General features: G+C 31.0%; 28 protein-coding genes and 1 tRNA gene. 19 read left to right on the top strand and 10 right to left on the bottom strand.

Annotated features, from left to right (window positions below; genetic code table 11):
* Positions 1 to 4 precede the first annotated feature (4 nt).
* From K4897_RS02765 to K4897_RS02750, 4 genes are read left to right on the top strand one after another with little or no spacing between them, the layout of a single operon-like run.
* Positions 5 to 877: a fumarate hydratase gene (locus K4897_RS02765; protein WP_250416543.1), complete on the top strand. Its 873-nt coding sequence runs from the start codon at positions 5 to 7 to the stop codon at positions 875 to 877.
* 46 nt (positions 878 to 923) lie between these two features.
* On the top strand, positions 924 to 1,730 hold the full coding sequence (locus K4897_RS02760; protein WP_250416540.1) for a citryl-CoA lyase: 807 nt from the start codon (positions 924 to 926) through the stop codon (positions 1,728 to 1,730).
* Positions 1,731 to 1,735: 5 nt separating this feature from the next.
* Positions 1,736 to 2,242 (top strand): nitroreductase family protein, encoded by a 507-nt coding sequence (locus K4897_RS02755; RefSeq protein WP_250416538.1) that lies wholly within the window; start codon positions 1,736 to 1,738, stop codon positions 2,240 to 2,242.
* 6 nt (positions 2,243 to 2,248) lie between these two features.
* Positions 2,249 to 2,587 (top strand): hypothetical protein, encoded by a 339-nt coding sequence (locus K4897_RS02750; protein WP_004036795.1) that lies wholly within the window; start codon positions 2,249 to 2,251, stop codon positions 2,585 to 2,587.
* A 2-nt stretch (positions 2,588 to 2,589) separates the two neighbouring features.
* Here K4897_RS02750 and K4897_RS02745 read toward each other — a convergent pair whose 3' ends face one another.
* Complete coding sequence (locus tag K4897_RS02745) at positions 2,590 to 2,925, bottom strand: hypothetical protein (RefSeq protein WP_250416536.1); 336 nt, start codon at positions 2,923 to 2,925, stop codon at positions 2,590 to 2,592.
* Between the two features lie 69 nt (positions 2,926 to 2,994).
* Here K4897_RS02745 and K4897_RS02740 point away from each other — a divergent pair, with 69 nt between their 5' ends.
* From K4897_RS02740 to K4897_RS02695, 10 genes are all read left to right on the top strand, one after another.
* A complete protein-coding gene (locus K4897_RS02740) occupies positions 2,995 to 3,342 on the top strand; it encodes a hypothetical protein (RefSeq protein ID WP_004032191.1) in 348 nt (115 codons plus the stop codon).
* Positions 3,343 to 3,618: 276 nt separating this feature from the next.
* Positions 3,619 to 3,933 (top strand): V-type ATP synthase subunit H, encoded by a 315-nt coding sequence (locus K4897_RS02735; protein WP_004032190.1) that lies wholly within the window; start codon positions 3,619 to 3,621, stop codon positions 3,931 to 3,933.
* Between the two features lie 10 nt (positions 3,934 to 3,943).
* On the top strand, positions 3,944 to 5,947 hold the full coding sequence (locus K4897_RS02730; protein ID WP_250416533.1) for a V-type ATP synthase subunit I: 2,004 nt from the start codon (positions 3,944 to 3,946) through the stop codon (positions 5,945 to 5,947).
* 53 nt (positions 5,948 to 6,000) lie between these two features.
* Positions 6,001 to 6,486: an ATP synthase subunit K gene (locus tag K4897_RS02725; RefSeq protein ID WP_004032187.1), complete on the top strand. Its 486-nt coding sequence runs from the start codon at positions 6,001 to 6,003 to the stop codon at positions 6,484 to 6,486.
* Positions 6,487 to 6,499: 13 nt separating this feature from the next.
* Positions 6,500 to 7,126 carry a V-type proton ATPase subunit E gene (locus K4897_RS02720; protein ID WP_004032186.1) on the top strand — a complete coding sequence of 209 codons (627 nt, stop codon included), beginning with the start codon at positions 6,500 to 6,502 and terminating at the stop codon, positions 7,124 to 7,126.
* Positions 7,127 to 7,137: 11 nt separating this feature from the next.
* Positions 7,138 to 8,292: a V-type ATP synthase subunit C gene (locus tag K4897_RS02715; protein WP_250416530.1), complete on the top strand. Its 1,155-nt coding sequence runs from the start codon at positions 7,138 to 7,140 to the stop codon at positions 8,290 to 8,292.
* Positions 8,289 to 8,606, top strand: coding sequence for a V-type ATP synthase subunit F (locus K4897_RS02710; RefSeq protein WP_004032184.1), 318 nt, complete (start codon positions 8,289 to 8,291; stop codon positions 8,604 to 8,606). Before K4897_RS02715 ends, K4897_RS02710 begins: the two co-directional genes overlap by 4 nt.
* Positions 8,603 to 10,357 carry an ATP synthase subunit A gene (locus K4897_RS02705; protein ID WP_011953887.1) on the top strand — a complete coding sequence of 585 codons (1,755 nt, stop codon included), beginning with the start codon at positions 8,603 to 8,605 and terminating at the stop codon, positions 10,355 to 10,357. The genes K4897_RS02710 and K4897_RS02705 overlap by 4 nt, the downstream gene beginning before the upstream one ends.
* 2 nt (positions 10,358 to 10,359) lie before the next feature.
* Positions 10,360 to 11,748: a V-type ATP synthase subunit B gene (locus K4897_RS02700; RefSeq protein WP_004032182.1), complete on the top strand. Its 1,389-nt coding sequence runs from the start codon at positions 10,360 to 10,362 to the stop codon at positions 11,746 to 11,748.
* 25 nt (positions 11,749 to 11,773) lie between these two features.
* Entirely contained in the window at positions 11,774 to 12,469 is a 696-nt protein-coding gene (locus K4897_RS02695) for a V-type ATP synthase subunit D (protein ID WP_250416528.1), read from the top strand.
* A 280-nt stretch (positions 12,470 to 12,749) separates the two neighbouring features.
* Here K4897_RS02695 and K4897_RS02690 read toward each other — a convergent pair whose 3' ends face one another.
* The 6 genes from K4897_RS02690 to dnaG all read right to left on the bottom strand — a co-directional run bounded on the left by K4897_RS02690 (position 12,750) and on the right by dnaG (position 17,407).
* The gene (locus K4897_RS02690) at positions 12,750 to 13,925 is read right to left on the bottom strand and encodes an ATP-grasp domain-containing protein (RefSeq protein WP_250416525.1); all 1,176 of its coding nucleotides are present in this window, start codon (positions 13,923 to 13,925) and stop codon (positions 12,750 to 12,752) included.
* A gap of 31 nt (positions 13,926 to 13,956) precedes the next feature.
* Positions 13,957 to 14,028: transfer RNA gene (locus K4897_RS02685), tRNA-Gln, on the bottom strand.
* Between the two features lie 69 nt (positions 14,029 to 14,097).
* Positions 14,098 to 14,487 carry a DUF1284 domain-containing protein gene (locus K4897_RS02680; protein WP_019264315.1) on the bottom strand — a complete coding sequence of 130 codons (390 nt, stop codon included), beginning with the start codon at positions 14,485 to 14,487 and terminating at the stop codon, positions 14,098 to 14,100.
* Positions 14,488 to 14,528: 41 nt separating this feature from the next.
* On the bottom strand, positions 14,529 to 15,134 hold the full coding sequence (locus K4897_RS02675) for a biotin transporter BioY (protein WP_019264314.1): 606 nt from the start codon (positions 15,132 to 15,134) through the stop codon (positions 14,529 to 14,531).
* Positions 15,135 to 15,232: 98 nt separating this feature from the next.
* A complete protein-coding gene (gene xerA / locus K4897_RS02670; RefSeq protein ID WP_019264313.1) occupies positions 15,233 to 16,141 on the bottom strand; it encodes a site-specific tyrosine recombinase/integron integrase in 909 nt (302 codons plus the stop codon).
* 12 nt (positions 16,142 to 16,153) lie between these two features.
* A complete protein-coding gene (gene dnaG, locus K4897_RS02665; RefSeq protein WP_019264312.1) occupies positions 16,154 to 17,407 on the bottom strand; it encodes a DNA primase DnaG in 1,254 nt (417 codons plus the stop codon).
* Between the two features lie 757 nt (positions 17,408 to 18,164).
* Between dnaG and K4897_RS02660 the strand changes: the two genes are divergently transcribed.
* From K4897_RS02660 to K4897_RS02645, 4 genes are all read left to right on the top strand, one after another.
* Entirely contained in the window at positions 18,165 to 19,133 is a 969-nt protein-coding gene (locus K4897_RS02660) for a hypothetical protein (protein ID WP_019266187.1), read from the top strand.
* Between the two features lie 83 nt (positions 19,134 to 19,216).
* On the top strand, positions 19,217 to 19,954 hold the full coding sequence (locus tag K4897_RS02655; protein ID WP_019268374.1) for an RraA family protein: 738 nt from the start codon (positions 19,217 to 19,219) through the stop codon (positions 19,952 to 19,954).
* Positions 19,955 to 20,084: 130 nt separating this feature from the next.
* Positions 20,085 to 20,372, top strand: a complete 288-nt coding sequence (locus K4897_RS02650) for a Gar1/Naf1 family protein (RefSeq protein WP_019264311.1) — start codon at positions 20,085 to 20,087, stop codon at positions 20,370 to 20,372.
* A gap of 47 nt (positions 20,373 to 20,419) precedes the next feature.
* The gene (locus tag K4897_RS02645) at positions 20,420 to 21,352 is read left to right on the top strand and encodes a transcription initiation factor IIB (protein ID WP_004032173.1); all 933 of its coding nucleotides are present in this window, start codon (positions 20,420 to 20,422) and stop codon (positions 21,350 to 21,352) included.
* Between the two features lie 10 nt (positions 21,353 to 21,362).
* On the opposite strand, the gene K4897_RS02640 is transcribed toward K4897_RS02645, so the two are convergent.
* A complete protein-coding gene (locus tag K4897_RS02640) occupies positions 21,363 to 23,267 on the bottom strand; it encodes an MJ1255/VC2487 family glycosyltransferase (RefSeq protein ID WP_250416523.1) in 1,905 nt (634 codons plus the stop codon).
* A gap of 36 nt (positions 23,268 to 23,303) precedes the next feature.
* Positions 23,304 to 24,272 (bottom strand): hypothetical protein, encoded by a 969-nt coding sequence (locus tag K4897_RS02635; RefSeq protein ID WP_250416942.1) that lies wholly within the window; start codon positions 24,270 to 24,272, stop codon positions 23,304 to 23,306.
* 168 nt (positions 24,273 to 24,440) lie between these two features.
* On the opposite strand from K4897_RS02635, the gene K4897_RS02630 reads away from it, so the two are divergent.
* Positions 24,441 to 25,253 (top strand): sulfite exporter TauE/SafE family protein, encoded by an 813-nt coding sequence (locus K4897_RS02630; RefSeq protein WP_019264308.1) that lies wholly within the window; start codon positions 24,441 to 24,443, stop codon positions 25,251 to 25,253.
* Here the strand turns inward: K4897_RS02630 and K4897_RS02625 are convergent.
* Entirely contained in the window at positions 25,250 to 26,104 is an 855-nt protein-coding gene (locus K4897_RS02625; RefSeq protein ID WP_250416521.1) for a hypothetical protein, read from the bottom strand. The two genes, K4897_RS02630 and K4897_RS02625, sit on opposite strands and share 4 nt — an antisense overlap.
* Position 26,105 lies beyond the last annotated feature (1 nt).

Genomic DNA, 26,105 nt, shown 5'->3' with positions numbered 1-26,105 from the left:
TTATATGGATATCATAGAAGATGTTTCAAATGCAATAATTAAAGCCAGTACAAATCTCTCTGAAGATAAATTCAATGCATTAAAAAAAGCCATTTCTGTTGAAGATAATGAAAATGCTTTGTGGGCTTTAAATCAAATTTTAGAAAATTATAAAGTAGCCAGTAAGACCAAATTCCCTTTATGTGATGATACAGGAATTCCTCATGTAATCATTGAAATAGGTGAAAAAAGAGAAATCACCGGAGAGTTAATAGCTCAGATTAATGAGGGAATTGAAAAAGGATTAAATAATTTGCCTGCCCGCCCTATGGCTGTTAAAGGTAATGATGTTGAGCGAATTGAACAATCAAAAGGATTGTATAACAGTCCGGGGCAGATGAAAGCAGCATCCTTTTTGATAAATTCTTTCAGTGATGATTCAACATATAAAAGAAATATTTCTCCGGACACTTTAAACATCCATTTTATACTGGAAGGGGGAGGTCCTGAAATAAGAGCAAAGACATATAGGGTATATCATAAAAGATCAATTGAAAATGTAATTGGTACAGCTATCGGCTGGTTAAGTGAATCACTTAAAATGTTGGGATGCACTCCTTCTGTTCCTGCTGTCGGTATTGGCCGTACACATTATGAGGCATCATCCTTACTGTTAAAATCAATTGTTTATGGAAATTTAGATTCCCAAAGCGATTTGGAAAATTATGTAACTCAGAAATTAAACGAAACAAATATCGGACCATTGGGTTTTGGTGGAAAAACCACAGTTTTAGGTTCATTTGTTAATGTAGGTAATCAAAGGGCAAGCGGTGTTAGAATTGTTTCAGTCAGACCTTCCTGTTTTGTAGAACCGAGAGTTGCAACATTACATTTATAATGGATTATAATTATATTTTAATTATTAAATTGAGGAAATTAAAACAATGTCGGAAAATAATTTTAAAATTAACGAGCATTCACTAAGAACAGCTATTTCTAAAGTGGAACCTGATAAAATTGTTACTAGGGGATACAATCAAAGAGATTTAATTGAAAAAATTAGATATAGTGATATGGTTTTTCTTCTTCTGAAAGGGAGATTGCCTTCAATAAAAGAGGGAAAATTATTTAATCATGTTTTAGTTTCTTTTTGTGATCATGGAGCCACTCCTCCAAGTACACAAACAGCAAGACTTGTTGCCTCTTCAGGTTCTCCGTTAAATGCTGCTGTAGCTGGTGCACTATTGTCATTTGGACATAAACATGCAGGAGCTATTGAAAAAACCATGGAATTGTACCAGTCCAAGATTGACTCTTTAATGTTAACTGGAGATGCAGATATTGACAATAAACAGATAGCTAGTTTGGCTATTGATTTATACAATGAATATATTGTCTCTAAAAATACTAAAATTCCTGGTTTTGGACACAGATATCATAATGCTGATCCAAGAGCAGATAAATTAATGGAACTTGTTATAAAAGAAGGATGTGTTGGTCCCCATACTAAATTGGCATTGGCCATTGAAGATTTGCTTTATCAAAAGAAAAACATTCGTTTAAATGTTGACGGGGCAAATGCAGCAATTTTGTCTGATTTAGGTTTTGACCCAAAATTAGGATTGGGGGTCTTTATTATTGGCCGTGTTCCGGGCATTATTGCTCATATTTATGAAGAAACTATTGATGAAGATGAATTTAGACGTTTTTGTGACATTGACGACATTGTTTATGATGGTCCTGGAAGGTAGATAATATGGATTTTGATGATGTAATTAATAAAAGGTATAGTGTAAGAGGATATTTGGACAAGGAAGTTGAAGATGAAAAACTTGAATATGTATTGAAAGCAGCTACAATAGCTCCAACAGGAGTGAATAACCAGCCTTTTAAAGTGTTTGTAGTTGACACTAAAAAAAATAAAGAATCTTTATCTGAAATTTATGGGGCTAAATGGTTTGTGGAAGCTCCTTATGTATTATGTGTTGTAGCTAATGTTGATGAAGCATGGACAAGACCTTGGGACGGAAAGAACATAGCTGATATTGATGCAACTATTGTAATGGACCATATTATTTTGGCAGCTACTAATGTTGGACTTGGAACATGTTACATTGCAGCATTTAATGCTGATAAAGCCAGACAATTTTTAAATTTAAATGATAATGAAGTTCCTGTATTGTTTACTCCTTTGGGATATGGAAATGCAGAACCAAGAGACACTCCAAGAAAAGAAATTGATGAATTTGTTGAATATATTTAGATTATAATGAAATTGTTTATATTAAAAGCAGATAATTCCAAGGAAATGAATAATATTTCTGAGGAATTGGCTCAAGAGAAATTTAAAATTACTCAGCAGGAAAATCATTATATTTTAATGAAAAAGAAAAGGTATGGAAATTATGCAGCACATATGTTCTTTTTATTCATTGGATTATTCCTGTTTATGCCTATGCTTATAGCTAATGTTGTATATCTGGCATATTCTTTACTTTGGACAAGTCCGAATGTTTTAATAACAACCGAAACTAAAGCCGAATCTGGAGATGCTTTGGAATTTAATACTATTGATGAAGTATTGGAAAAAGCTAATGCCATGTTTTAATATTAACTTATAATTTTTTCTACTTCATAATCTTCTATTTTTCTTATTATTACTGGTTCATAAGTGGCTGAAGTATCATATTCTGATTCTTCACCTATTTTAGCATCAATAAACACCTGATCAACATTAGGTTCTGACAATAATATCAGCAAATCTGATATGAAATTATCATATTCCTTTTGGGTATTTTCATCTTCAAATTTAAACTGAGGTATTTCATTAGTCCAGATGTCTTCTCCTGGACTGAATTTTCTGTCACTAATTTTTCCGTTTTCTGTTTTTGCATCTAGGATCAATGTAAAATGTTTGTTGTTAATAGTCCATACGCTTCTGTCCATTTTCATCACCTTTATCTACTATTATATTTTATTATAATATAAATATTATAAAGTTTAAAAGAAATAATCATGATTAAAGTTAAGAATATTAAATTATTGGGAATTCTGTTAGCTGTTCTGGTAATATTTTTAGGAGTTCGTCCTTTATTTACTCAGACAATAACTAATGACAGTATAGCTAGTGCGATTATTTTAGTTTTAATTGGAATTGCTTATATTGTTATTGTTGCTAAACCGCAATGGGCTAAGGCAGTTTTCTTTTTTGAAGGAATTATTATTGGAATAAGTGGTTATACTTTACTTGCTACTCCGTATAACTATTTGTTGGGTATTATTGGCCTTGCTATTGTTGTAATTGCTGTATTGGCATATCTGCAAAAATTACCTATGAGTATTTTAAAATATTTTTATAGGTAACTCCTCTTTTTTTTTAACATTTCACATGTTCATGGCACCGTTATTGGACTGTATAAAATTTTACTTTTAAAATTAAACATTGCTCAATATATACTATATTTATTTAAAAATTTCTGAACAAATTGTAATTTTCAATATCTTTATGTTGTTTATTGTCTTAATTTTTCGATTATTCTTTTATTTTTCCTTAAATCAATGAATTAGGTCATGTTAAATATAAATCGTAAAAGATATATATGCTTCCCAATAAAGATTAATATACCATGGTGATTAATTATGGCAGAGATATCAGAAGCTATCGCAATGATAAAAAAAGCTGAATCTGATGCTGAACAACTTATTCTTGATTCAGAGTCCAAATCTGTGGACATGATAAATGAATCAAAAATAAATGCTGAAAATATTATAAATGAGGCAAAAAAAGCAGCAGAAGAAGAAGCTAAAAATACTGTTTTTGATGCAGAAGACAAAGCTAAAAAAGAAGCACAATCTATTGCTAAAGATGGAGAAGCTAATGTAGCTTCCTTAAAAGAAAAAGCTATGGCAAATGTAGATGATGCTGCTTCTATTATTGTCAAAAATGTTTTATAGTGTGAGATTAATGTTCAAGACAGCTAGAATGCGTAAAATTAGAATCGTTACTCTTGATGAGTACATATCCCCTACTGTTAGTGCACTCCACGAACAGGGATTAGTACAAATCAACGAGATTTCTGATAGTATTCAGCAAGATCCTGAATTAGCGGAGTTAGTAACTCCTTCAAAAGCATCTGCTTTCACTGGTAAGTTATCTTCACTTTTAATGAAAACAAGTGCTATTTCTGAACTATTAGGAAATTCTTTATCCGAAGGCCATGGGATCAAAGACACAATAAAGTCTTTTATTAGTCCAGAAATGCCTATTCAAAAAGAAGTTGGGGATTTAGATACTGAAGCTTTAATCAATAAAGCAGAAGACCTTTTGGCTCAAGTTGAAAGTGAAACAAAAGTTATTGAAGGTAAATTTTCCGCACTCGACTCTGAAACAAGTGTATTGACTTCTAATAAAAGTTTAGCTAAGCGTTTATATAATTTAGACATGGACTTGGCTCTTTTAAAAGATTCTAAGTACACTTCCATAACTGTTGGTAGGATTAATGCTGAGTCTGCTTCAGAAATTGAAAGTAACTTAAGTAAATTGACTGATGAATTAGATGTTTTTATAGTCCCTAATGATGATAAAGAAACTGCAAATATTATCGTAGTGACTTTAAAAGAATTCGGCGAAGATGTTTATTCAACACTTCGTAAATTTGACTTTGAGAGAGTTGAAGTTTCCAATATTGAAGGAACTCCACAGCAAATTATCTCAAGTGCTGATTCTAGATTGGTAACAATAGAATCCGAACGTAATTCAGCTAAAAGTGATTTAAGAGCTATTGCTGAAAGATGGGATGACGATATTTTATCTCTTAAAGAAGAATTAGAAAATGAAAAAGAAAAGAATGAAATACTTGCTGCTTTTGTTCAAACAAAAGATACCTATATGTTAGAAGCATGGGTACCTGTTAAAGATACTGATAAAGTTGAGCAATTAGTAGAAAAAAGTTCTGATGGACATTGTACCTTTGAATTAATTGATGTTGAAGGTACTGATGATGAAGATGTACCTATTTTACAAACTAATAAAGGTTATGTAAAACCTTATGAGGTTCTTGTGGATATGTATTCTCCAGTACGATATAATGCTATAGATCCAACATTCTTTGTAGCAGTTGTGTTCCCGTTCTTATTCGGATACTGTTTAACTGATGCATTTTATGGTGCTATTGTAGCTATCATAGGTGTTGTTTTAGTAAGGGGTATGGGTAAACTCAATGATACAATGAAATCATTCGGTTATATTCTTACGGCATGTGGTATTTGGGCAATTATATTGGGTCTTCTCACTAATGGTTTGTTAGGAGATTTCACAGAAAGAATGTTGAATTATAAGTTGCCTACTGTTGTGCCTGCTGTTGAAGCTTTTGTACATCCAGATACTATTTTAATAATAGCAATAGCTATTGGTATAATTTATACTAATATTGGTTTTGTTATTGGAGCTATCAATAATTTCAGATACGGAGAAATAAAAGAAGCTATTGGATCTCAGCTTTGCTGGTTTGTTTTAGAAGCCGGTATTATATTTTTAGTATTAGGATTTATGATGCCTGCAATAGGTATGATCGGATACGGAATTGGAGCAGTTTTAATAATTGCATGTCTTGCTATGTTAATATATGCTAATGGAGCTTATGGAGTTATGGATGTTTTCGGATTTATGGGAGATGTCTTGTCTTATGCTCGTCTTTTAGCATTATGTTTAGCTACAGGAGGTATTGCTATGACTGTAAATATTTTAACTAACTTATGTAATGATATGATTCCAGTTATTGGTATTGTTCTTGCAATTTTCATATTTATATTCGGACATATTGCAAACTTCTTGTTCCAAATTTTAGGTGCATTTATTAACTCTTTACGTCTTCATTACGTGGAGTTCTTTTCACAGTTCTATATGGAAGGTAAAAACAAGTTCCAAGCTTTCAAAGCAAACAGAACTTTTACAAAACTTAAAAATTAAAATTTTTTATTTAAATATATCAAAATTAATTATTATTCAAAGGTGAATTAAATATGGTGGATATTGCTTTAGGTACTGCTTTAGCAGCTATTGGTGCTGGAGTAGCAATTGGTTTCGCCGGATTAGGTTCCGGTTTAGGGCAAGGTATGGCAGCAGCTGGATCTGTAGGTGCAGTTGCAGAAGATAACGACATGTTTGCTAGAGGTATTATTTTCTCTGCATTGCCAGAGACTCAGGCTATTTATGGATTCTTGATTGCAATCTTATTATTAGTATTCTCTGGATTATTAGGTGGTGGAGAAGGTTTATCTACTGAAGCAGGTGTTGTAGCTATCGGTGTAGGTGCAGCTATTGGTTTCGCAGGTTTAGGTTCCGGTATGGGACAAGGTATCGCAGCATCCTCATCTGTAGGTGCTATTGTTGAAGATAATGACATGTTTGCTAGAGGTATTATTTTCTCTGCATTGCCAGAGACTCAGGCTATTTATGGATTCTTGATTGCAATCTTACTTATGGTATTCGGTGGAATATTAGGTTAAGGAGGCAATCTGTATGAGCTCAGGCACAAATAAAATTGTTGAAAGCATTAAGTCTGAAGCCCAGGAGAAAGCTGATAAAATTATTCAAGATGCACAAGCAGAAATAGCAACTATTAATAGTGATGCTGAAAAAACTGCTGAAGCAGAAAAGAATAAAATTTTAGATAATGGTAAAAAACAATCTGATATGAAATATCAGCAAATTATTTCCGAAGCTAAGATGAATGCTCGTAGAGCAGAATTAGGAGCTAAAGAAGAAGTCATTGAAGCAGCTTTTGCTAAAGCTACTGAAGATTTAAAAGCTAAAGCTTCTAGTGATGATGCAGAATATTCAGAATCCTTAATAAAAATGATTGAAGAAGCTACTGAAGAACTTGGTGGTGGAGATTTAATCGTTCAAGTTAAAGAATCTGATGTTGCGAAAGTTGAAGGTCATTTGAAAAAATTATCTGCAGACCTTGCAACTAAAACTGGTGTAAGCACAACCTTAGTATTAGGTGAACCTATTGATGCTATTGGTGGAGCTATACTCAAAACTAGAAATGGTGACATTGAAGTAAATAACACTATCGAATCTAGACTAGATAGATTTAAAGGATTATTACGTAGTGAAGTTGCTAATGTTTTATTTAAAAATTAGGAGGATAAATTATGGCTGATGAAATTGCAACACTTATTAGTTCAGCAGGTCTTACAAATGAAACTTTCTTAGTTTTATGTGTAATTGCTGTTATCGTTATAGGTGCAATAGTCGTAATCATTACATCTAGACCAATTTTGGATATTTATCCATATCTTACTCCTAGTGCAAGCGTACGTGCAAGAAAAGGAAGATTATTTGATGAAAAACAATTATCTGAAATTGTTGAAACAAACAATGTTCACGAATTTGAAAATTATCTTAAAGGTGTTCCTGATTATGCTGACGTATTAGAAGAATATCCTGTTGATAAAGCATTAGATATTCAATGTGCTGATACTTATGAATTTGTAGCAAGAATTGCTCCAAAGGAAATTAGAAGTTCTTTTGTTGTAATGTCTAAAAAAACTGATATTAATAACATTAAAAGTCTTTTAACTGCTAAAGAAGTTGGCCTTACTGAAGAAGAAACTGAAGATTTATTAATTCCACGTGGAGTTTTATATGAAGATTTACGTTCTTTAATTGATGCTGACGGAGTAACTGATGTAGTTACAAGTTTAGACGGCACAGAATATGCTGCTGTATTAGAAGATGCTCTTCCAAAATACGAAAATAGTGGTATGGTTCTTGCATTAGAATCTGCTTTAGATAAATATTATTTAGAAAGTTTATTACGTTCTTCCAATGTTCCTGCTGATGAAAATAAACAAATTTTATTCTCATATGTTGGAACTCAAGTAGATATAGCTAATCTTAAATTGATTATAAGGGCAAAAAAAGACAATTTGTCTTATGATGATATTGCTCCTTATATATTAGAAGACGGTTACCAATTACGTGAATGGAAACTTAAAGATTTAATGGAATCTCCTGATGTTACAAATCTAATATCTGGTTTAGAAGGCACAAAATACTCTGATGTATTAACTGATGCTATGGCTAAATATAATGAAAATGCTTCCATTGCAGTATTTGAAAAAGCTTTAGATGCTTACTTGTCAAAAAGTGCAAAATCTTTATCTATGAAAAAACCATTAGGAATTGGTCCAATTATTGGTTATGTAAGTCAAAAAGAAACTGAAATTAAAAATTTAAAAATTATTGCAAGAGCAAAAAGAGAGGCTGGATTCCCTAACTCTAAAATTATGGAGATGTTAATATGAGTTCTGTAGCAATTATTGGAGATATTGATGTTGTATCAGGTTTTAGACTTGGTGGAGTTAAAAGAGCAGAAGTAGCTAATTCTGCTGAAGAAGCTGTCGCAGCTTTTGATAAAATTTTAGATGAAGAAATTTCAATTATAATTATTACTCAAGTATTAGCTAACGAAATTAGAAATCATATTAATAGGAAAATTGGTTCTAGTGTATTACCAATGATAATTGAGATACCTGATAAAGACGGGTCCTCTGAAGGATCATCTGATCAAATGGCAGATCTCATCAAAAGAGTTATTGGGGTAGAGATGGTTAAATGATTATCGAAGGAAAAATTATTAAAATTGCTGGGCCTGTTATTATCGCGGATGGTATGAGAGGAGCTCAGATGTATGAAATGGTTAGAGTAGGTGAACAAAAGCTCATTGGGGAAATTATTGAGCTTGAAGGTGACACCGCTACCATTCAAGTATATGAAGAAACAGCTGGTATTCAACCAGGTGAAGTAGTTGAAAGTACTGGAGGGCCATTGTCTGTAGAACTTGGTCCTGGTGTAATGGGTTCCATTTTTGATGGTATTCAAAGGCCTTTAGAACTCATCAGAGAAGAATCTGGTGACTTCATTGCTAGGGGAGTAGATGCAGAATCTATCAGTAAAGAGAAAAAATGGACATTCAAACCAGTAGCTAAAGTTGGAGACAAAGTTAAAGGTGGAGATGTTCTTGGTGAAGTACAAGAAACTTCTGCAGTTTTACAAAAAATCTTAGTTCCTCCAATGATTGAAGGTGAATTAACAAGCATTGCTTCTGAAGGTGAATACACAGTATTAGAAGACATTGCTGAAGTTGCAACTGATAAAGGTGATGAAAAAATCCAAATGCTTCAAAAATGGCCTGTAAGGAAAGGACGTCCATATGTAGATAAATTGGACCCTGATGTACCTCTTGTAACTGGTCAAAGAGCACAAGATACTTTCTTTTCAGTAGCTAAAGGTGGAGCAGCAGCTATTCCAGGTCCTTTCGGATCAGGTAAAACTGTTACCCAACAGCAATTAGCTAAATGGGCAGATGCAGATATTGTTATATATATTGGATGTGGAGAACGTGGTAACGAAATGACTGAAGTACTTACTGAATTCCCATACCTTGATGACCCTAAAACTGGAAACCCATTAATGGACAGAACTGTTCTTATTGCAAACACTTCAAACATGCCGGTAGCAGCTCGTGAAGCATGTGTATACACAGGTATTACTATTGCGGAATATTACCGTGACCAAGGTTACGATGTAGCACTTATGGCTGATTCAACCTCAAGATGGGCTGAAGCTATGAGGGAGATTTCCGGAAGACTTGAAGAAATGCCTGGGGAAGAAGGTTACCCTGCATACTTAGCATCCAGACTTGCTCAATTCTATGAAAGAGCAGGAAGAGTAAACACTATTGGTACTACTTCTGATGTAGCTTCCATTACTGTTGTTGGTGCTGTATCACCTCCTGGTGGGGACTTATCTGAACCTGTTACTCAGAACACTTTACGTATCTGTAAAGTATTTTGGGCTTTAGATGCATCTCTTGCAGATAAACGTCACTTCCCTTCAATTGACTGGTTACAAAGTTATTCCTTATATGTAGACAGTATTGAAGGCTGGTGGGCTGAAAATGTAGCTGCTGATTGGAGAGAAACTCGTGATCAAGCTATGATTTTATTACAAAAAGAATCAGAACTTCAAGAAATTGTACAATTAGTTGGTCCTGATGCATTACCTGAAGCTGACCAAGCTACTTTAGAAACTACTCGTATGTTAAGAGAAGATTTCTTACAACAAAATGCATTTGATGACATTGATACATATTGTCCACCTGTCAAACAATACAATATGTTAAAAACTATTTTATTATTCCATAAAGAAGCTCTTGCAGCTGTTGGCAGGGGAGTTCCTATTCAAAACATAGTAGCATTACCTGTTAAAGAAGAAATTGGTAAAATGAAATACATTCCACAAGACGAATTTGCAGCTAAATGTGAAGAAATTCAAGCAGCTATTACTAAACAATGCAGTGAGGCTTAAATATGAACACAAATATTAAAACAAGAGAATATACTACAATCTCCGAAGTCTCCGGTCCTTTAATGGTTGTTGAAGGTGTAGAAGGCGTAGGTTACAACGAAATTGTAGATATCGAAACACCTAATGGTGAAAAAAGAAGTGGACAAGTTCTTGAAGTAACTGACGATGTTGCAGTTATTCAAGTGTTCGAAGGAACAACTGACTTAAACACTAAAAATACTAAAGCTAGATTCACCGGTCAAACTGCTAAAATTGGTGTATCTAGAGATATGATGGGTCGTATGTTCAATGGTATCGGTAAACCTATTGACGGCGGACCAGAAATAATTCCTGATGAAGAATTAGATATTAATGGAAGTCCAATGAACCCAGCTTCTCGTGAATTCCCTGAAGAATTTATTCAAACTGGTATCTCTACCATTGACGGTATGAACACTTTAGTAAGAGGTCAAAAACTTCCTATTTTCTCAGGTTCTGGTTTACCTCACAACGAATTAGCAGCTCAAATCGCAAGACAAGCTAAAGTGCTTGGGGACGATGCAGAGTTTGCAGTAATATTCGCTGCTATGGGTATTACTCACGAAGAAGCTAATTTCTTTATGAGAGATTTCGAACGTACCGGAGCTCTTGAAAAAGTAACTGTATTCATGAACTTAGCTGATGACCCAGCTATTGAAAGAATCTTAACTCCTAAAATGGCTTTAACTACTGCAGAATATTTCGCATTTACTTTAGGTATGCAAGTATTGGTAATTTTAACTGATATGACCAACTACTGTGAAGCATTAAGGGAAATTTCCGCAGCTAGGGATGAAGTACCTGGAAGAAGAGGATATCCTGGATACATGTATACTGATTTAGCTAACATATATGAAAGAGCAGGACGTATTGATGGTAAAGAAGGTTCTATTACTCAAATGCCTATCTTAGTTATGCCTCAAGATGATATTACTCACCCAATTCCAGATTTAACTGGTTATATTACTGAAGGACAAATTGTATTAAGCAGAGAACTCAACAGGAAAGGTATTTATCCTCCTGTAGATGTACTTCCATCACTTTCTCGTTTGATGAGTGGTGGTATCGGTGGAGACAAAACTCGTGATGATCACAGTGGTGTATCTGACCAACTTTACTCTGCATATGCAGGCGGTCGTGAATTAAGAGACTTAGTTGCTGTTGTAGGGGAAGAAGCTCTTACCGAAAGGGATCAAAAATTCTTAGAATTTGCTGAAGAATTCGAAGGTAAATTCATTACTCAAAGTAAAGACGAAGATAGGTCTATCATTGAAACCTTAGATCTTGGTTGGGACTTACTTAAAATCTTACCTAAATCTGAACTTAAACGTGTTAAAGAAGAATTTATTGAACAATACCTTCCAAAAGAATAAGCTCATTCATATAACGGGTGATTAAATGGCACAAGATATTATAGATGGAATAAATCCAACAAGGATGGAATTATTATCTCTTAAAAATAGAACTAAACTCGCTGTTAAAGGGCATGGTTTACTCAAAGAGAAAAGGGATGCTTTAATCAAAGAGTTTTTTGATATTTTGGATCGTGTCAAAGGTGTTCGTGAAGCTGCTGAAAAAAGCTTAAAAGAAGCTAATGAAGCTTTACTTGAAGCTCAAATAGCTATGGGTGACTTAGCTGTTAGAAAAGCATCTTTATCAGTTAAAGATTCTATTGATGTAGATATTAAATCTAGAAGTGTTATGGGTGTATCAGTTCCTATAACTAATGTTAAAATGGAAGAAAGGTCCATTATTGACAGAGGTTACAGCTTTGCTGATACTACTATACAATTAGATGAAGCTGCTAAAAAATTTGAGGAATCTGTTAAATTCTTAATTGAACTTGGTGAAGTAGAAAAAACCATTTTCTTACTTGCTGAAGAGATTGAGGCTACTAAACGTAGAGTAAATGCTTTAGAGCATATTATGATTCCAAGATTCGAAAACACTGAAAAATATATTGATATGAGACTCCAGGAAATGGAAAGGGAAAACTTCGTTAGATTGAAAATGATTAGGTCTACTATCGAGAAGAAAGATAATGGAGCTAAAGAAGCAGCTGCTGAAGAGGTAGCTACTGAAGTAGAAGCTTAAGTTTTACTTAACTTCTTCATTTTCTATCTATTTTTTATTTATTTCAATTTTTAAAGTTTATTAATTTATTATTTATTAAAACAGGTTATTTTTATCAGTTATTGTAAAAATTTTTATTTACTGGAAAATTCTAGAAAGAGGTGTATTTATGCAACGTAACCCTGTAGACCAATTTTTAAAGGACCCTGACAATAAAGCGAAATTATTTATTTGGTTAACTAGATCTATGATAATAGTAACGTTTATGATAACTATAGGTACAATTATATTTATTTTATACTTATTGGGAGTTATTAGCTAGCTTATTTACAGTTTGGCTAGATGATTCTACTTTTTCATATAACTTATCAAAATCTTTATCTTTATCTATTATTGTAAGTAACGGCTCATCTTTTTGTGTAATTGATCCGAGATGGGGCATATCATAAAGGTTGTTTAAATCTATTTTTTCATACTTTACTGTTTTGGGGGAGTATATTATTTTTTTATAGCTGTAATATTTCGCTTTGTCAATAGCTATTATTTCATTTTGGCAGGCTTTGATATGTGCTTCAAGCATATTGATTCCTAAAGCTTGCTGGACACATTCAAATGTTCCCTGAATTCTGGGATTTATTTCAATTACATATAATCCGTTTTTATTTAAAATAAAATCTACACCATTTGATCCGATTAATTCAAATTTTCGGATTAGTTTTTCAGAAGTATCTACCATTTCTCTGTTTATTGCATCAGTATTTTTTACAGGTGCCAATATTGATTTTTCAGTTAATGGAAGAATATTTCCAACATATTTGAACTGACTGTTTTTTTCAAAATCATGCTGTGTTAGCAATCTTGAATTTATAATGTTTTTAGCTTCGTTTTTACTGGCCAATACAGATGAACTTAAATTTATTCCTTCAATATATTCCTGAACAATCAGTTTTTCATTGATGTTTAATTGAAGTTGTGATGGATTATTTAATAAGTTTGTATTATATCCTCCAGATCCTTTAAGAGGTTTTACAATATATTGTACTTTAGGATTATTTTTTTGAATTTCAATAGCTTCATCTACATCATTTACATAAAAAGTTTCAGGGGTTAAAAATTCATTTTTAATTTCTTTATAGAATTTGTACTTATCTTCAACTTTGCAGATGTCTTTATTTCCTAAAATCTTTTTTTGATGTTTTTTTTCAAAATCATTTGGTGAAATTCCGGAAATTGGAATGATATAGTCTACTTCGTCAAGATAATCTTTAGAAACATTTAAAATATTTTCACTGTTAAATTGATCTTCAAAAACACCGCAATCCGAATTTTTACTTTCATCCAATATTATTTTTTGGTTTTTTATTAATGGAACATCTGATGTTGAGAAATAGCTGGTTGAATAAATAGTATAATTTAATTTTAATCCACTTTCAATCATACTACGAGTATTTATTCCGATAAGAAGTAATTTTTCCATAGAATATCAGGTAAAAAAAGTTTTTTAAAAATAGTCCCGAGCGGAGTCGAACCGCCGTCTCCGGGTCCAAAGCCTAGAAGGATTACCACTACCCTACGGGACTATACATTTGTTCGTACTAGTAGTACAACATTCTATATTTATTTGATAAGTAGTATATAAATATATCGATTTATTCTAAATTTTTATAAAATAAACATTTTTCATGCCAACAACAGTCTTCACATACATCCTTGACACTATTTTTGCTGTTAAAAATATGTTTAGTTTCATTAAATAACTTTAATGCATCATATTCTTTGCTATTATCTATTTTTGATAGGATTTCATTATCCATCTTTATGATTTCTGCATTCTGTTTTTCATTTCCGCAAAGATTATTTTTTAAATTTGGACAGCATCTGCAGATATCATCAGCTTTATTTGTAATAGAAACAGTTGTATTTTCAGATTTTCTTAGGTTGTTGATATAACTCATATTCTTAACAAATTTATCATCATATCCATAACCCTGAAATCCCTGAAGACATAATAAGTGATGTCCTCTTAGTGTAAGTTTCATAATATCAATAAATAAAAAAAGAAAAGGTTAAAAAACCTTATTTATTCTTTTGGTAAAAATACTTTAGATACAGATGCTGCACTTAATATTTTTACAATATCTCCAGCAATAAATGGAACAAGTCCCATAATTAACAATTCAGAAATTGAGAGCATTGCACCTTGAGTCATATAAGCCCATAGAGCTAATCCAGCAAGTCCTGGAATGTAAATTATTGCGAAGTTAGCTATTCCAATAACTGTTGCCATTTTAGTGAAGTTACGTGCATCTGCATATTTGTCAGTTATAGCACCAATAAAGTAAGATGCAAGAATAAATCCTATAAAGTATCCGCAATTGGATCCAAGAAGTACATCTATTCCACCACTCATATTAGCAAACCATGGTACACAAGCTACACCAAGAACAATGTATAAAACTTGGCTTAAACATCCATATCTTTTACCAAGTATTAATCCAGAGCATAACACTGCAAATGTTTGTGCAGTTATTGGTACTGGAGTCCATGGGAGTGGAATAATAATTTGAGCCATTAAACCTGTAAAACAAGCCATTAAAAATGACATTAATATTTTAGCAAGAGTACTAGATTCACGTATTCCCTGGAATATGCTTTTTCTAGCAGTATAATAATTATTCATATTCATAGTATTTTCTCCCTGATTTTTAAATCATAATACTTTAATATATTTATCATTTTTACTATTTAATCTTTTGTACAATTATTTATATAAAAAATAGCTAATTAGTTATTGATATGTTGATTGTAAATTTGGGTTGTAGATAAATTGCTGTGTCCAAGTATTTCCTGGATTATTTTGATATTTACTCCTTGTTCAAGTAAATGTGTTGCATAGGAATGACGTAAAATGTGTGGGGTTATTTTCTTTTTGATTCCGCTTTCATTTCCATATTTTTTTATCATTAGCTGAACATATCTTGGAGTTAACTGATTTCCACTTTTATTAACTACTAAATACTTGCTTTTTTGAGTTCTTTTTTTTAAATATTTTTGTATTAACTGGTTGGATGATTTATCAAGTAAAATAACGCGGCTATTGTTTCTACTTACAATGGATAATTGTTTTTCTTCAAAATTCACATCATCTATAGTTAGGTTTATAAGTTCAGAAACACGCAGTCCGGAAGAATATAATAATGTTACTATTAATTTATCGCGTATTTTAGTAATGACACGAAAATCAGAATCCGAATTTTCATCCCATGTAATGCTGTCTAATAGTTGTTTTACTTCTTTTTGCGTTAAAAAATTTGGTGAAGGTTTAGTTCTTTTTGGAATTGCAATTGAATCTAAAAAATGGATATTGTTAAATTCAAGGAATTTTTTAATAACTACTGTAACTAAGTATATGTAATTTTGACTAACATTTTTCACTTGTTTTAAATGGATTATATAACCGTTAAAGAATTTTATGAATTCTTTTTCATTATAAATAGCTATTTGATTTTTTAAGTAAGTGGTAAACTTATGTATTATTGATGAATAGGTTTTAATAGTGTTTTGTGAATAATTATTGTCTTTTAAAGAAGTTATATAATTTTCTTTTATTTTATTAAAATTATAAACATCGAGAATATTGATTTTATTCCCGTTTTTGTCTATAATTTCATTTTTAAAATCATATGTTTCCATTAGGACACCTTATTAATCCATAGTTATTATTTTTAAGTCACCTGGTTTTTTAACTATGTTCATGGATTTAAATGCAACTAATCTTTTTATTCCTTTTAATGAAGCAACATCAACAAGTCTTTGACTTATAATTCCATCAAAAATAACAGTATCAGCAGTATTTTCTATATTTTTAATTTCTTCATAAATGTTTTCGACTTCTACTTCCTGTGTCATGTTTAAAGCTTCATCTAAGATAGCTCCACAGCCACTACCTTCAAATTCTTTTAACATATCTTTCATTAATTTTGTTTCATCATCTTCAACTGGAATTTCTTCAATTTCCACTTCTTTAACTTTAGGTTCGTATTGTTGTTTATTATTTGAATGTTTATTATTGTGTTTGTTGTTATGTTTTTTAGAAGTGGTTTTGTTGTTAGATTCACTTAATATATTGTGATTAGCTAAAAATTGTGCTGTAGGAACTTTATCTCTTAGAGCGATTAATACTTCGTCTTTTTCAAGGTCTTCAACTTCTTTACCTTTAGGAGCACGAGTAATATAATCAACATCTCCTATTTGTAAAAGCTCTTTTAAAATAAGTTCTCCGCCACGATCACCATCTACAAATGCAGTTGTTGTTCTTTTTTTACTTAAATTCCCTATAGATTGTGGGACACTAACTCCTTCAACAGCTACAGTATTTTTGATACCATATTTAAGTAAATTCAATACATCGCTACGACCTTCCACTACGATAATTGCATCAGAAGTGTGTATGCTTGGACCTGCAGGTAATCTGTCTTCACCATATTCTGAGATTTCATGAACACGCATTGCTTCTCTTACTTCTTCAATCATTCTCATACTAGCTGGACTAGCACTTTCAATCATGTTTTTGTAGATTTCTTTTGCACGATTTACAACTTGTTCTCTTTTAACAGCTCTTACATCTTCCACTTTAACTGTGTGAATTTCTGCTTCACAGGGTCCAACACGATTAATTGTTTCAAGTGATGCTGCAAGAATGGCAGTTTCAACTCTGTCTAAGCTAGATGGGATTACAATTTCTCCTTTAGCTCTTCCACCATTGGAATGAATCATTACTTGGATTCTACCAATTCTTCCAGTTCTTTGAAGTTCTCTTAAATCTAAATCATTACTTAATAATCCTTCTGTTTGTCCAAATACTGCACCGACTACATCTGGTTTTTCTACAATCCCATTTGCATTAATTTGTGCATGAATTAAGTATTTTGTTGTAGTTAATTCTTCTCCTTTTCCCATTCTTAAGCCTCCTTTTATTTTTATTGGCTTATTTTTTCATCTTTCTAAAAATTGGGTATTTTAAGAAATAATCATTGATAAACATATCTGATATCTTTTAATTAAAATATCTTCCATACACTAAAAAGAGTTAAAATCTACTGAGCATATTACTAATTTCATTTATAGCTTATAATTGCCATTTTTCTTTATTTTTTAAGATTATATTTAGTTAGTAATATTAATTGCTCCTGTTTTGTTTTTAAATTGAATAATAATTAAGTTGTAATAATGAATGTAAATAAACTCTTTAAGTATAATTGTGAGTATTTTTTATACTTCATTAAATATTTTGAAAATACTAATATATATAATTAGTTAGTCATGTCAAAATTTGGCTCTGTCAAGGACTTTGGTGATTTGAATTTTTAATTTTTAATTTCAAAAAATTTTTTAAATGCTTTTTTGGGTTTTATTTTTTAAAATAAGATAGTAAATTTAATATATTAAGTGGAGCTAATATATTAATATGAATAAAGACAATATAAAAGCTCCATGTTCTATATTGGAGGATAAATAACTTAAACTTTTCGATTTTTTTGAAGAATTTTCTGAATATGAATCTTATGGGGAGAAATTAAGCAATGGATGTTTAAATTCGGATGATAATTTAATTAGGCTTACTAAACATGGTAATTTTTATTTTAAATATAAATATGCATTTTGTCCTGATTGTTATTCCTCAAATGTTGTTAAAAATGGGAATTATGTTCGTAAATTGTATTTTTTAAATGTTGGAGAACAAAAATGTATTATTCAGAAATATAAATGTAAAAAATGTGGTAAAATTTTTTATACTGATATTAAATCTATTGTTGATGAAAATTGCAATATTACAAAGCCTGTAATAGAATATATCAATGAAATATACTCTGTTTCTGGAAATAGTATTTATAAAATTCAGTATATGCTCAAAAGATTCTTCAATGTAGATATTTCACATCAAAGTATTGAATCTTGCATAATATCTGATGAAAATGATGATATAAGTGTGAATGAATCTTATTCTGGATATTATTTGTTTGATAGTCTTTGGACTAAAATTAACGGTGTTTGGAACTATTTTTTAGTCTTATTTGATGTTAAATTGAATTCTGTTGTTTCTATGGATCTGGTGGAATCAGAGGATATTGGAACTATATATAAGTTTTTAGATGATTCCCTACGTAATCAGCCTAAGATTTGTATTGTATCTGATTTAAAAGATGAGTATCATCCAGCAATTGAAAAAGTTGGGGTTAGACATCAATTCTGTATGTTTCACACAAAACAAAAGATAAACAGGAACATTAGAGAGGATAAAAAAAGAAATAATTATTCTGATGAAGAATTGGAATACTTAAATTATTGTAAACAATTAGTTTTTGATGTTTTAGATGCTAATGATTTAGAATCTGCTAAAAAAGGTAGAGATTATCTTATTAGTATACAAAACAATTTGCCGAAAGTTATTTTTAATTTATTGTGGTTTTTCATCATTCCTTACTTTAAAACAATAACATTTCATCTTGAAAATAGTAATGTTCCAACTACAAGTAATAAAATTGAAAATTTCTTTCAAAAAGTTTTCCCTAAGCATATTAAAAAAACATTAAGAACTTTTGAAGGAGCTAGGACAAGATTTTCTCTCAAAACCAAATACTGGGTGCAGAGAAACTTCCGAGGCATTCATCACCAAAGTTATTGACAGTGCCCAAAATTTTTGAAAAATCTTTTTTAATTGGTTTTTACATATTATATTATAATAATTTAATTAAGAGAAGTGATTTGATGTCAATAACACCAAGTGATTTATTACACCATAAAAAAGACTTAAATAAAAAAATTGATGTGGAAGATATAGATTTAAGCGAAATATCTATTGATGATTTAGTTTTCAATAAAAAAAATTATAAGAATTATATTAACTTGATGTCTTTACTTGATTGTGTTTCTACTTGCCAAATTTCTGATGCATATAATGAAATTTCAAGAAGATCAGGTGTTATCAGAGAGTTAAAACCTATTAATAAATTAAAGGTTTGGGGTAGAATTACTACTTGTAAAACTAATAGTGATGATTGGGGAACTTCTGCATTGGCTATTGATGAAGCTAATGATGGTGATGTATTATTTATCAAAACCAATAATTCGAATATGTCTGTGTGGGGAGAATTAGCTTCTACTTGCGCTAAAGCTAATGGTGTTAAAGCAACTATAATTTACGGATCTGTCAGGGATTTGGATGCTCTTTATTATATGGATTATCCTATTTTTGCCTGTGATTATGCTCCAAATGCAGGTAGTGCTTTAGGTTTAGGCAAAATTAATGTAGATGTTTCTGTTGGGGATATGACTATTCGGCCAGGTGATTTTTTCTATGGTGATGAAACAGGAGTGGTTATCATTCCTCAATCTTTGTTTAAAAAGGTCATGAATCAAACGTTGGCTATTAAAATAAAAGAATTAGGTATTATTGATGCTATCAATAATGGCAAAACTTTGTCTCAAGCAGCTGGGTTAAAATAGTGTTTAGGACAATTAAATAGTAAAACATTTAAATAGCAAAATTTATTGATATATAAATATATCGGTACATTTATATAGTATGACATTCATATTTAGTAATTGATACAGATTATTTTATGATTGATTTTTTATGAAAGTTTTAGGAAATAGTTTGCATATTGCAAATTCTGGAAAATTAATAGCTAGATCATCTAAAACACCTAGTCCTGGTGGCATTGTTTTTAATAGCGATAAAACTAAAATAGGCAAGGTTAGCTATGTTTTTGGACCTACTAAAAATCCATACGTTTCAATTAAATTATTTAAATCTGTTAATTTAGATAAAATCAAGAGAAACTATGGCGAAAAACTATTTGTATCAAGACCAAAATCTAAGAAACCTAGGAAGAGGAGGGTGAAAACACGAAACAAAAAGTAAACGAAATCCCTAAAAAGGTTGGACATAAAAGAACAGAAAAAGAAATCATGCAAGGTGATGTCTATGATAAAGATAAACAGACTGTATGTCCAGAATGTGGTTCCACAGAATTAATTGGTGATTATGAAAGAGCAGAAGTAGTTTGTGCTCACTGTGGATTAGTTATTGATGAAAATCTTGTGGATATGGGTCCTGAATGGAGGGCTTTTGATCACGAACAAAGAGATAAACGTACTAGGGTTGGAGCTCCAATTACTTACACCATTCACGATAAAGGTTTAAGTACTATGATTGATTGGAGGAATAAAGACATTTATGGTCGCGATATTCCTGCAAGAAATAGGGCACAATGGTATAGATTAAGGAAATGGCAAAGAAAAATTAGGATTTCTGGTGCTACAGAACGTAACTTGGCATTTGCATTAAGTGAGTTAGACAGAGATTCTTCAAGATTAGGTCTTCCAAGAAGTGTGAGGGAAGCTGCATCTGTAGTATACAGAAGTGCAGTAGATAACAAACTTATTCGTGGAAGAAGTATTGAAGGAGTAGTTGCTGCTTCTTTATATGCTGCTTGTAGACGTTGTAATGTTCCCCGTACTTTAGATGAAATAGCTGAAGTTTCAAGAGTTACTAAAAAAGAAGTAGGTAGGACTTATAGGTTCCTTACAAGAGAATTAAACATTAAATTACCGCCAACTTCTCCAGTAGATTATGTGCCTAGATTTGCTAGTGAATTAGGTTTATCTGGTGAAGCACAATCCAGAGCTATTGAAATTATTGAAAAAGCAATGGAAAAAGGTTTAACTTCTGGTAGAGGACCAACTGGTGTAGCTGCGGCTGCATTGTATATTGCATCTGTTTTATTAGGTGAAAGAAAAACTCAAAGAGATGTAGCAGATATTGCAGGTGTTACTGAAGTAACTATAAGAAACAGGTATAAAGAATTAACAGAACAACTTGAAATGGGTGTAACTTTATAAACACTCCATTTTAACTTTTTTTACTATATTTTTCAATACGATATATTAATTCGTTAACAATTCCATCGTTATTTGTTTTTTTAACTTTAGCTAGTTTTTCCTGATATTTAGGGAGCCTTTTTAAGAATTTTTCCACTTTTTTAGGACTCATCTCTTCATGATATTCACCATAGCCTAATTTCTGAACATAAAATCCGTTTAATGTTTGTTCAAAGTTTCCAATAGCTGGAACGCTGTATATTGGTTTTTTAAGAGATATGGCTTCTGATATAAATGTAAATCCACCATTACATATTACTGCCTTTGCACTAGCTAAATCATTGTAGAATTCATTTTCGTTAAATAATTTGTAGGTTAAATTTTCATCTACTTCATCTTTATTAAATCCGTATACAATAAATTTTTCATTTAAAGATTTTAATTGTTCAACCAGTTTCACACTTTCTTTACTTGTTTGATAAACAATAATGTGATCTTCAATTGTAGGTTTCAGTTTTAAGATATCTTCACGAATCACTGGTGGATAGAGCACTGCCCTTTTTTTAGGTTTGATTTTCGGATAAAAGAAGCTGGTTAAAATATGTATTTTCGGTTTTATTACATATGACTTTATTACGCCTTTTGCTTTTAGCATTTCTCCCTGATGCTTTGGGGGATAATCAATTGCAGTTTGGGTAATCATATGAATATTATCAAGACTTATTAATGGGATGCTGAGAAGTTTGGAAACCATTGTAGCATAGATTTCAAAATCGGTAACAATAACATCGGGAGATAATTTTCTTGCTTTTTTATATAATTCTTCATATCCTTCTTTAATGTTTAGAGGGTTACGTTTGAGAGCGTTGATTAATGTTTTTGTATTGCTGACTTTGTTATTTATATAAACGGTGTTGAATCCGCCGATTTTATAGACATTGTCAAATTTTTCATTTAAATATTTGTAAGCACGGTCACTGCTGAAAATGTAAACGTCATATTTGTCTTTTATACGGTCGATTATTACGCTGCTGCGAATAGCATGACCCATTCCCTCTCCACAGATACAATAAAAGATTACTTTTTTATCCCTGATTTTTGTTTTTTTGACTTTTTTAAGATAGACTTTTGCAGTGTTTATTTTTTGTTTGGATTCATCATAACTGTTTTTTAATTGGTCTAATTTTTCAGATTCCAGAGCAATTTTATCTAATTTATGTTTGCTTACATATTCTTTTCCATGATCAAAACCATAATTCAAATCTGAAGCTTCTGTTCTAATGCCTAAAAAGTCATTTACAGTACTTTTACCGTATTGCTTAGCTAGTGTTGCCAGACCCTCTTCTTCAAGCCTTCTTGTAGAAACTCCAATTTTAGCATTTCTCAGTACTTTAAATCTTTCTTTTTTAGCTAATCTTTCAATGTATTCAGTATCTTCACCAAAAGTTAATTCTTCATTAAATCCACCGCAGCATTCATGTAATTCTCTTTTAGCTATTATGCCATAACATCCGGCACCATGTGGCTTTATTTTTTCAACGCTGATCATAAATAAATTAGCCAAATCATGTAAAAGTTTATCTTCTGTTTTTTTAGAAAGGGGTTTCATTTGTGTAATTGCAATACCTAATCGTTCCATTTTAAATTCATAGATAACTTTTGCAAGATAATCTTCAGTAAGTTTTAAATCAGAGTCTAAAAATAGTAAGTAATCGCCTTTAGCTACTTTTGCACCATTATTTCTACCTACTGCAGGCATGCCTCCTTCAACAACAATACATCCGTATTCTTCAGCTATTTTTACAGTATTGTCTTTAGAGTCAGCATCAGCAACAATTATTTCATAATCACTAAAATCCTGCTGTTTAATACTTTCCAGAAGTACTGGAAGGTATTCTTCTTCATTATATGTAGGTATAATAATGCTTAAAATCATATGTTAATATTAATTTTTAAAACTTATAAGTTTTTATTAAATATATGAATAAATGTTCCAGGAGATTGTATAGTACTCACATTTGTTGTTTAAGGGTATTTTTAAATCTTTAATTAAATTTAATTCATTATAACTTGAATCAAGAGTATAAACTGTTTTATTTTCGCTGTGTTGAATACTTTCTATTGGAAAATCATTTAATTCAATATTGTCTGCAGGATTTACAACTTCAAGTGTGTAATATTCATTATTTGCTCCAAAAATAGCTATTGAAATTCTTAAAGTTATAAAAAGAACAGTTATGATATAAGGTAACAGTCTGTGAAGATAAAATTTCACTTTGCTTAATTTAATATCTTTGTAATGAGGATATTCTTTTTCGGATTCAGTTAATATTTTCTTATTTTTTAAAAGAACTCCTCCAATATAATAATCAAAATAATAATGGTTTCTATAAATTAGAAAAAGTCCGCAAATACCTAACATTGATGGTGTAGAAAACATTCCTCCGTCTAATGCTCCAATAAGTAAGCAGGTTGAAAAAAAACTTAAAAGGATTGTAGTTGGAGCTAAACGTTTTTGATTAGCTAATATTTCAAGTATGAATAGGATTGGGAATAATATGATTACTATTTTAGCTATATTTGGAACATAGGTATATAATCCGACTCCTGTATTGATTCCGCTGCTGATAAATGGCCCGATTAGTGAAGTTATAACTTCTCCAAAAATGGATTTAACTAAGTGGGTATGTAAAATACTGGTACTTGCTGCCTGTGAACTTTCACTCATAAAAGTTACATTTAATGGAATTCCTAAAGACTGTCTAAAGAGAACTTCCACAAGGATTCCTGAAATTAATAAAAGGCCACCTACACAAATAGCTATTTTTAAGTATCTGTCAGAGTCAATATCTTTATTTTTTAAGGTGAATGTTTGACTTAAAATTAAAAACAGTCCGAAAAGTCCAAAGAATAAAATATCTTTTCCTTTAGAAGAACCCATTAAAAATATGCGAGTTAGAGGTCTTACTATTGGATTGAAGATGTCTGTTATAAAAAGTACACCTGCAAATAATATAAATATGAATCCTGCTAATATAATATTATTCCTTTTCATTAAAATTAATTTAAGTTTTTAATGATTTAAAAGATTTACTAAATACGTGTTTTTATGATATTTACATTAGAATATTTCATTGGTTTGATTTTAATAGGGATTGTTGCAGGTTTTGCATCTGGTCTTTTAGGTGTTGGTGGAGGATTTTTAATTGTTCCGTTTCAGTATTTTTTACTGGAATATCTTGGTGTTGACCCGTCACTTGCCATGTTAATATCTCTTGGAACCAGCTTGTCTATTATTATTCCAACAGCATCAAGTGGTGCATATAGACATTTAAAAGTTATGGACAATATTTTAAAACCTGGAATAAGGTTAGGGTTATTTGGTATTGTTGGAGGTGTATTGGGAGGTATAATTGCATCAATGCTGCCGACACAAATATTAAAAATTATATTTGGATGTTTATTGTTATTTATAGCTATTCGTAACTTAATATCCGCCAATAAAAACACTTCAAAAGTCAGAGCCAAATTTAATTTAATAAACATAGCTGTTGTAGGTGTATTGGTTGGAATTTCTTCAGGTCTTTTAGGTGTTGGTGGCGGGGTGTTTATAATTCTGATTTTAACTGCAATATTCGGATTTTCAATGATTGAAGCTATTGGAATTTCATCAGTATTTATTAGCCTAACAGCTATTGGAGGAACCGTATCATATATAATATCTGGATGGGGAGTTAATCCGTTTCCGTATTCATTAGGATATGTAAGTTTAGTTAATTTTGCAGTTATCGCAATGTTTTCAGTACCTTTAGCTTATTATGGTGCAAAAATAGCTCATAAGGTTCCTGAAAAAAGATTAAAACAAATATTTGGTTTAGTGGTTTTATATATTTCACTTAAAATGTTGGGTTTGCTTCCTTAATCCTTAAATTTAACTCCCATTCCCATTGCAGTAATTTGGAAGCTGTCTCCACCTAAACCAATTAAACCATATTCTATTTTCAAATCTAAAATTCCATTCCCACCATTAGTTTTAATGTCATTAGCTATTTTGATTAAAACAGTATCTTTGGCTTTTTTAAGCATTTTTAAAGTATCTTTTTCATATTTTTCAGGATTAACATGGATTAATTTTTTATCTCTTTCTAAAAAAACTGTTTCATGGAAATGACCTATAATTTCTATTTTTTTATTAATTGGATGTGAACTGGTTATAAATATAAAATTCAAATCATTGATTTGTTTATTGCTTTCCAATTCATTTTCCACAACTTCTGTATCAATAGTTCTTATAGGTTTTTGCTTTCCGGTTATTTTATAATACATGTCAGATAATTTGGAATAGGTATAATCTGTAATTTTTTTAAATATTCCAAAGAAATAAGAAATTATTCCAATTATAACTACTAAAAAGAAATAGTTAATAAGTGTAGGAATAGCTGCCTGCAAAATCACGATTATTGATCCGAAAGTAATTACATTTACTCCAAGTGTTGGATTGGATATAATAAAACCATAAACTACAGTTACAAGAAATAAAATAAATGCACTAATAGCTCCAATATCTTCGCCGATTATCTGTTTAGCTAATATAGTTTCAGCGTATCCTGCAGCTAATGGAGCAAAAATAAGTCCAAAATTCCATCCATAAATATCAATATGGAAATATAAAAAAATATAATAAGTTAAAATACCAATAATTGTTCCAAAAGAAATGCAGATAACAGCTTCTTTTAAGTTTTCCACATTTTCTATTCTTTCTTTAAGATTCATG

This window comes from Methanobrevibacter sp. TLL-48-HuF1 (assembly GCF_023617305.1).
Lineage (GTDB): Archaea > Methanobacteriota > Methanobacteria > Methanobacteriales > Methanobacteriaceae > Methanocatella > Methanocatella intestini.
This window is presented reverse-complemented; position numbering and strand designations above follow the sequence as displayed.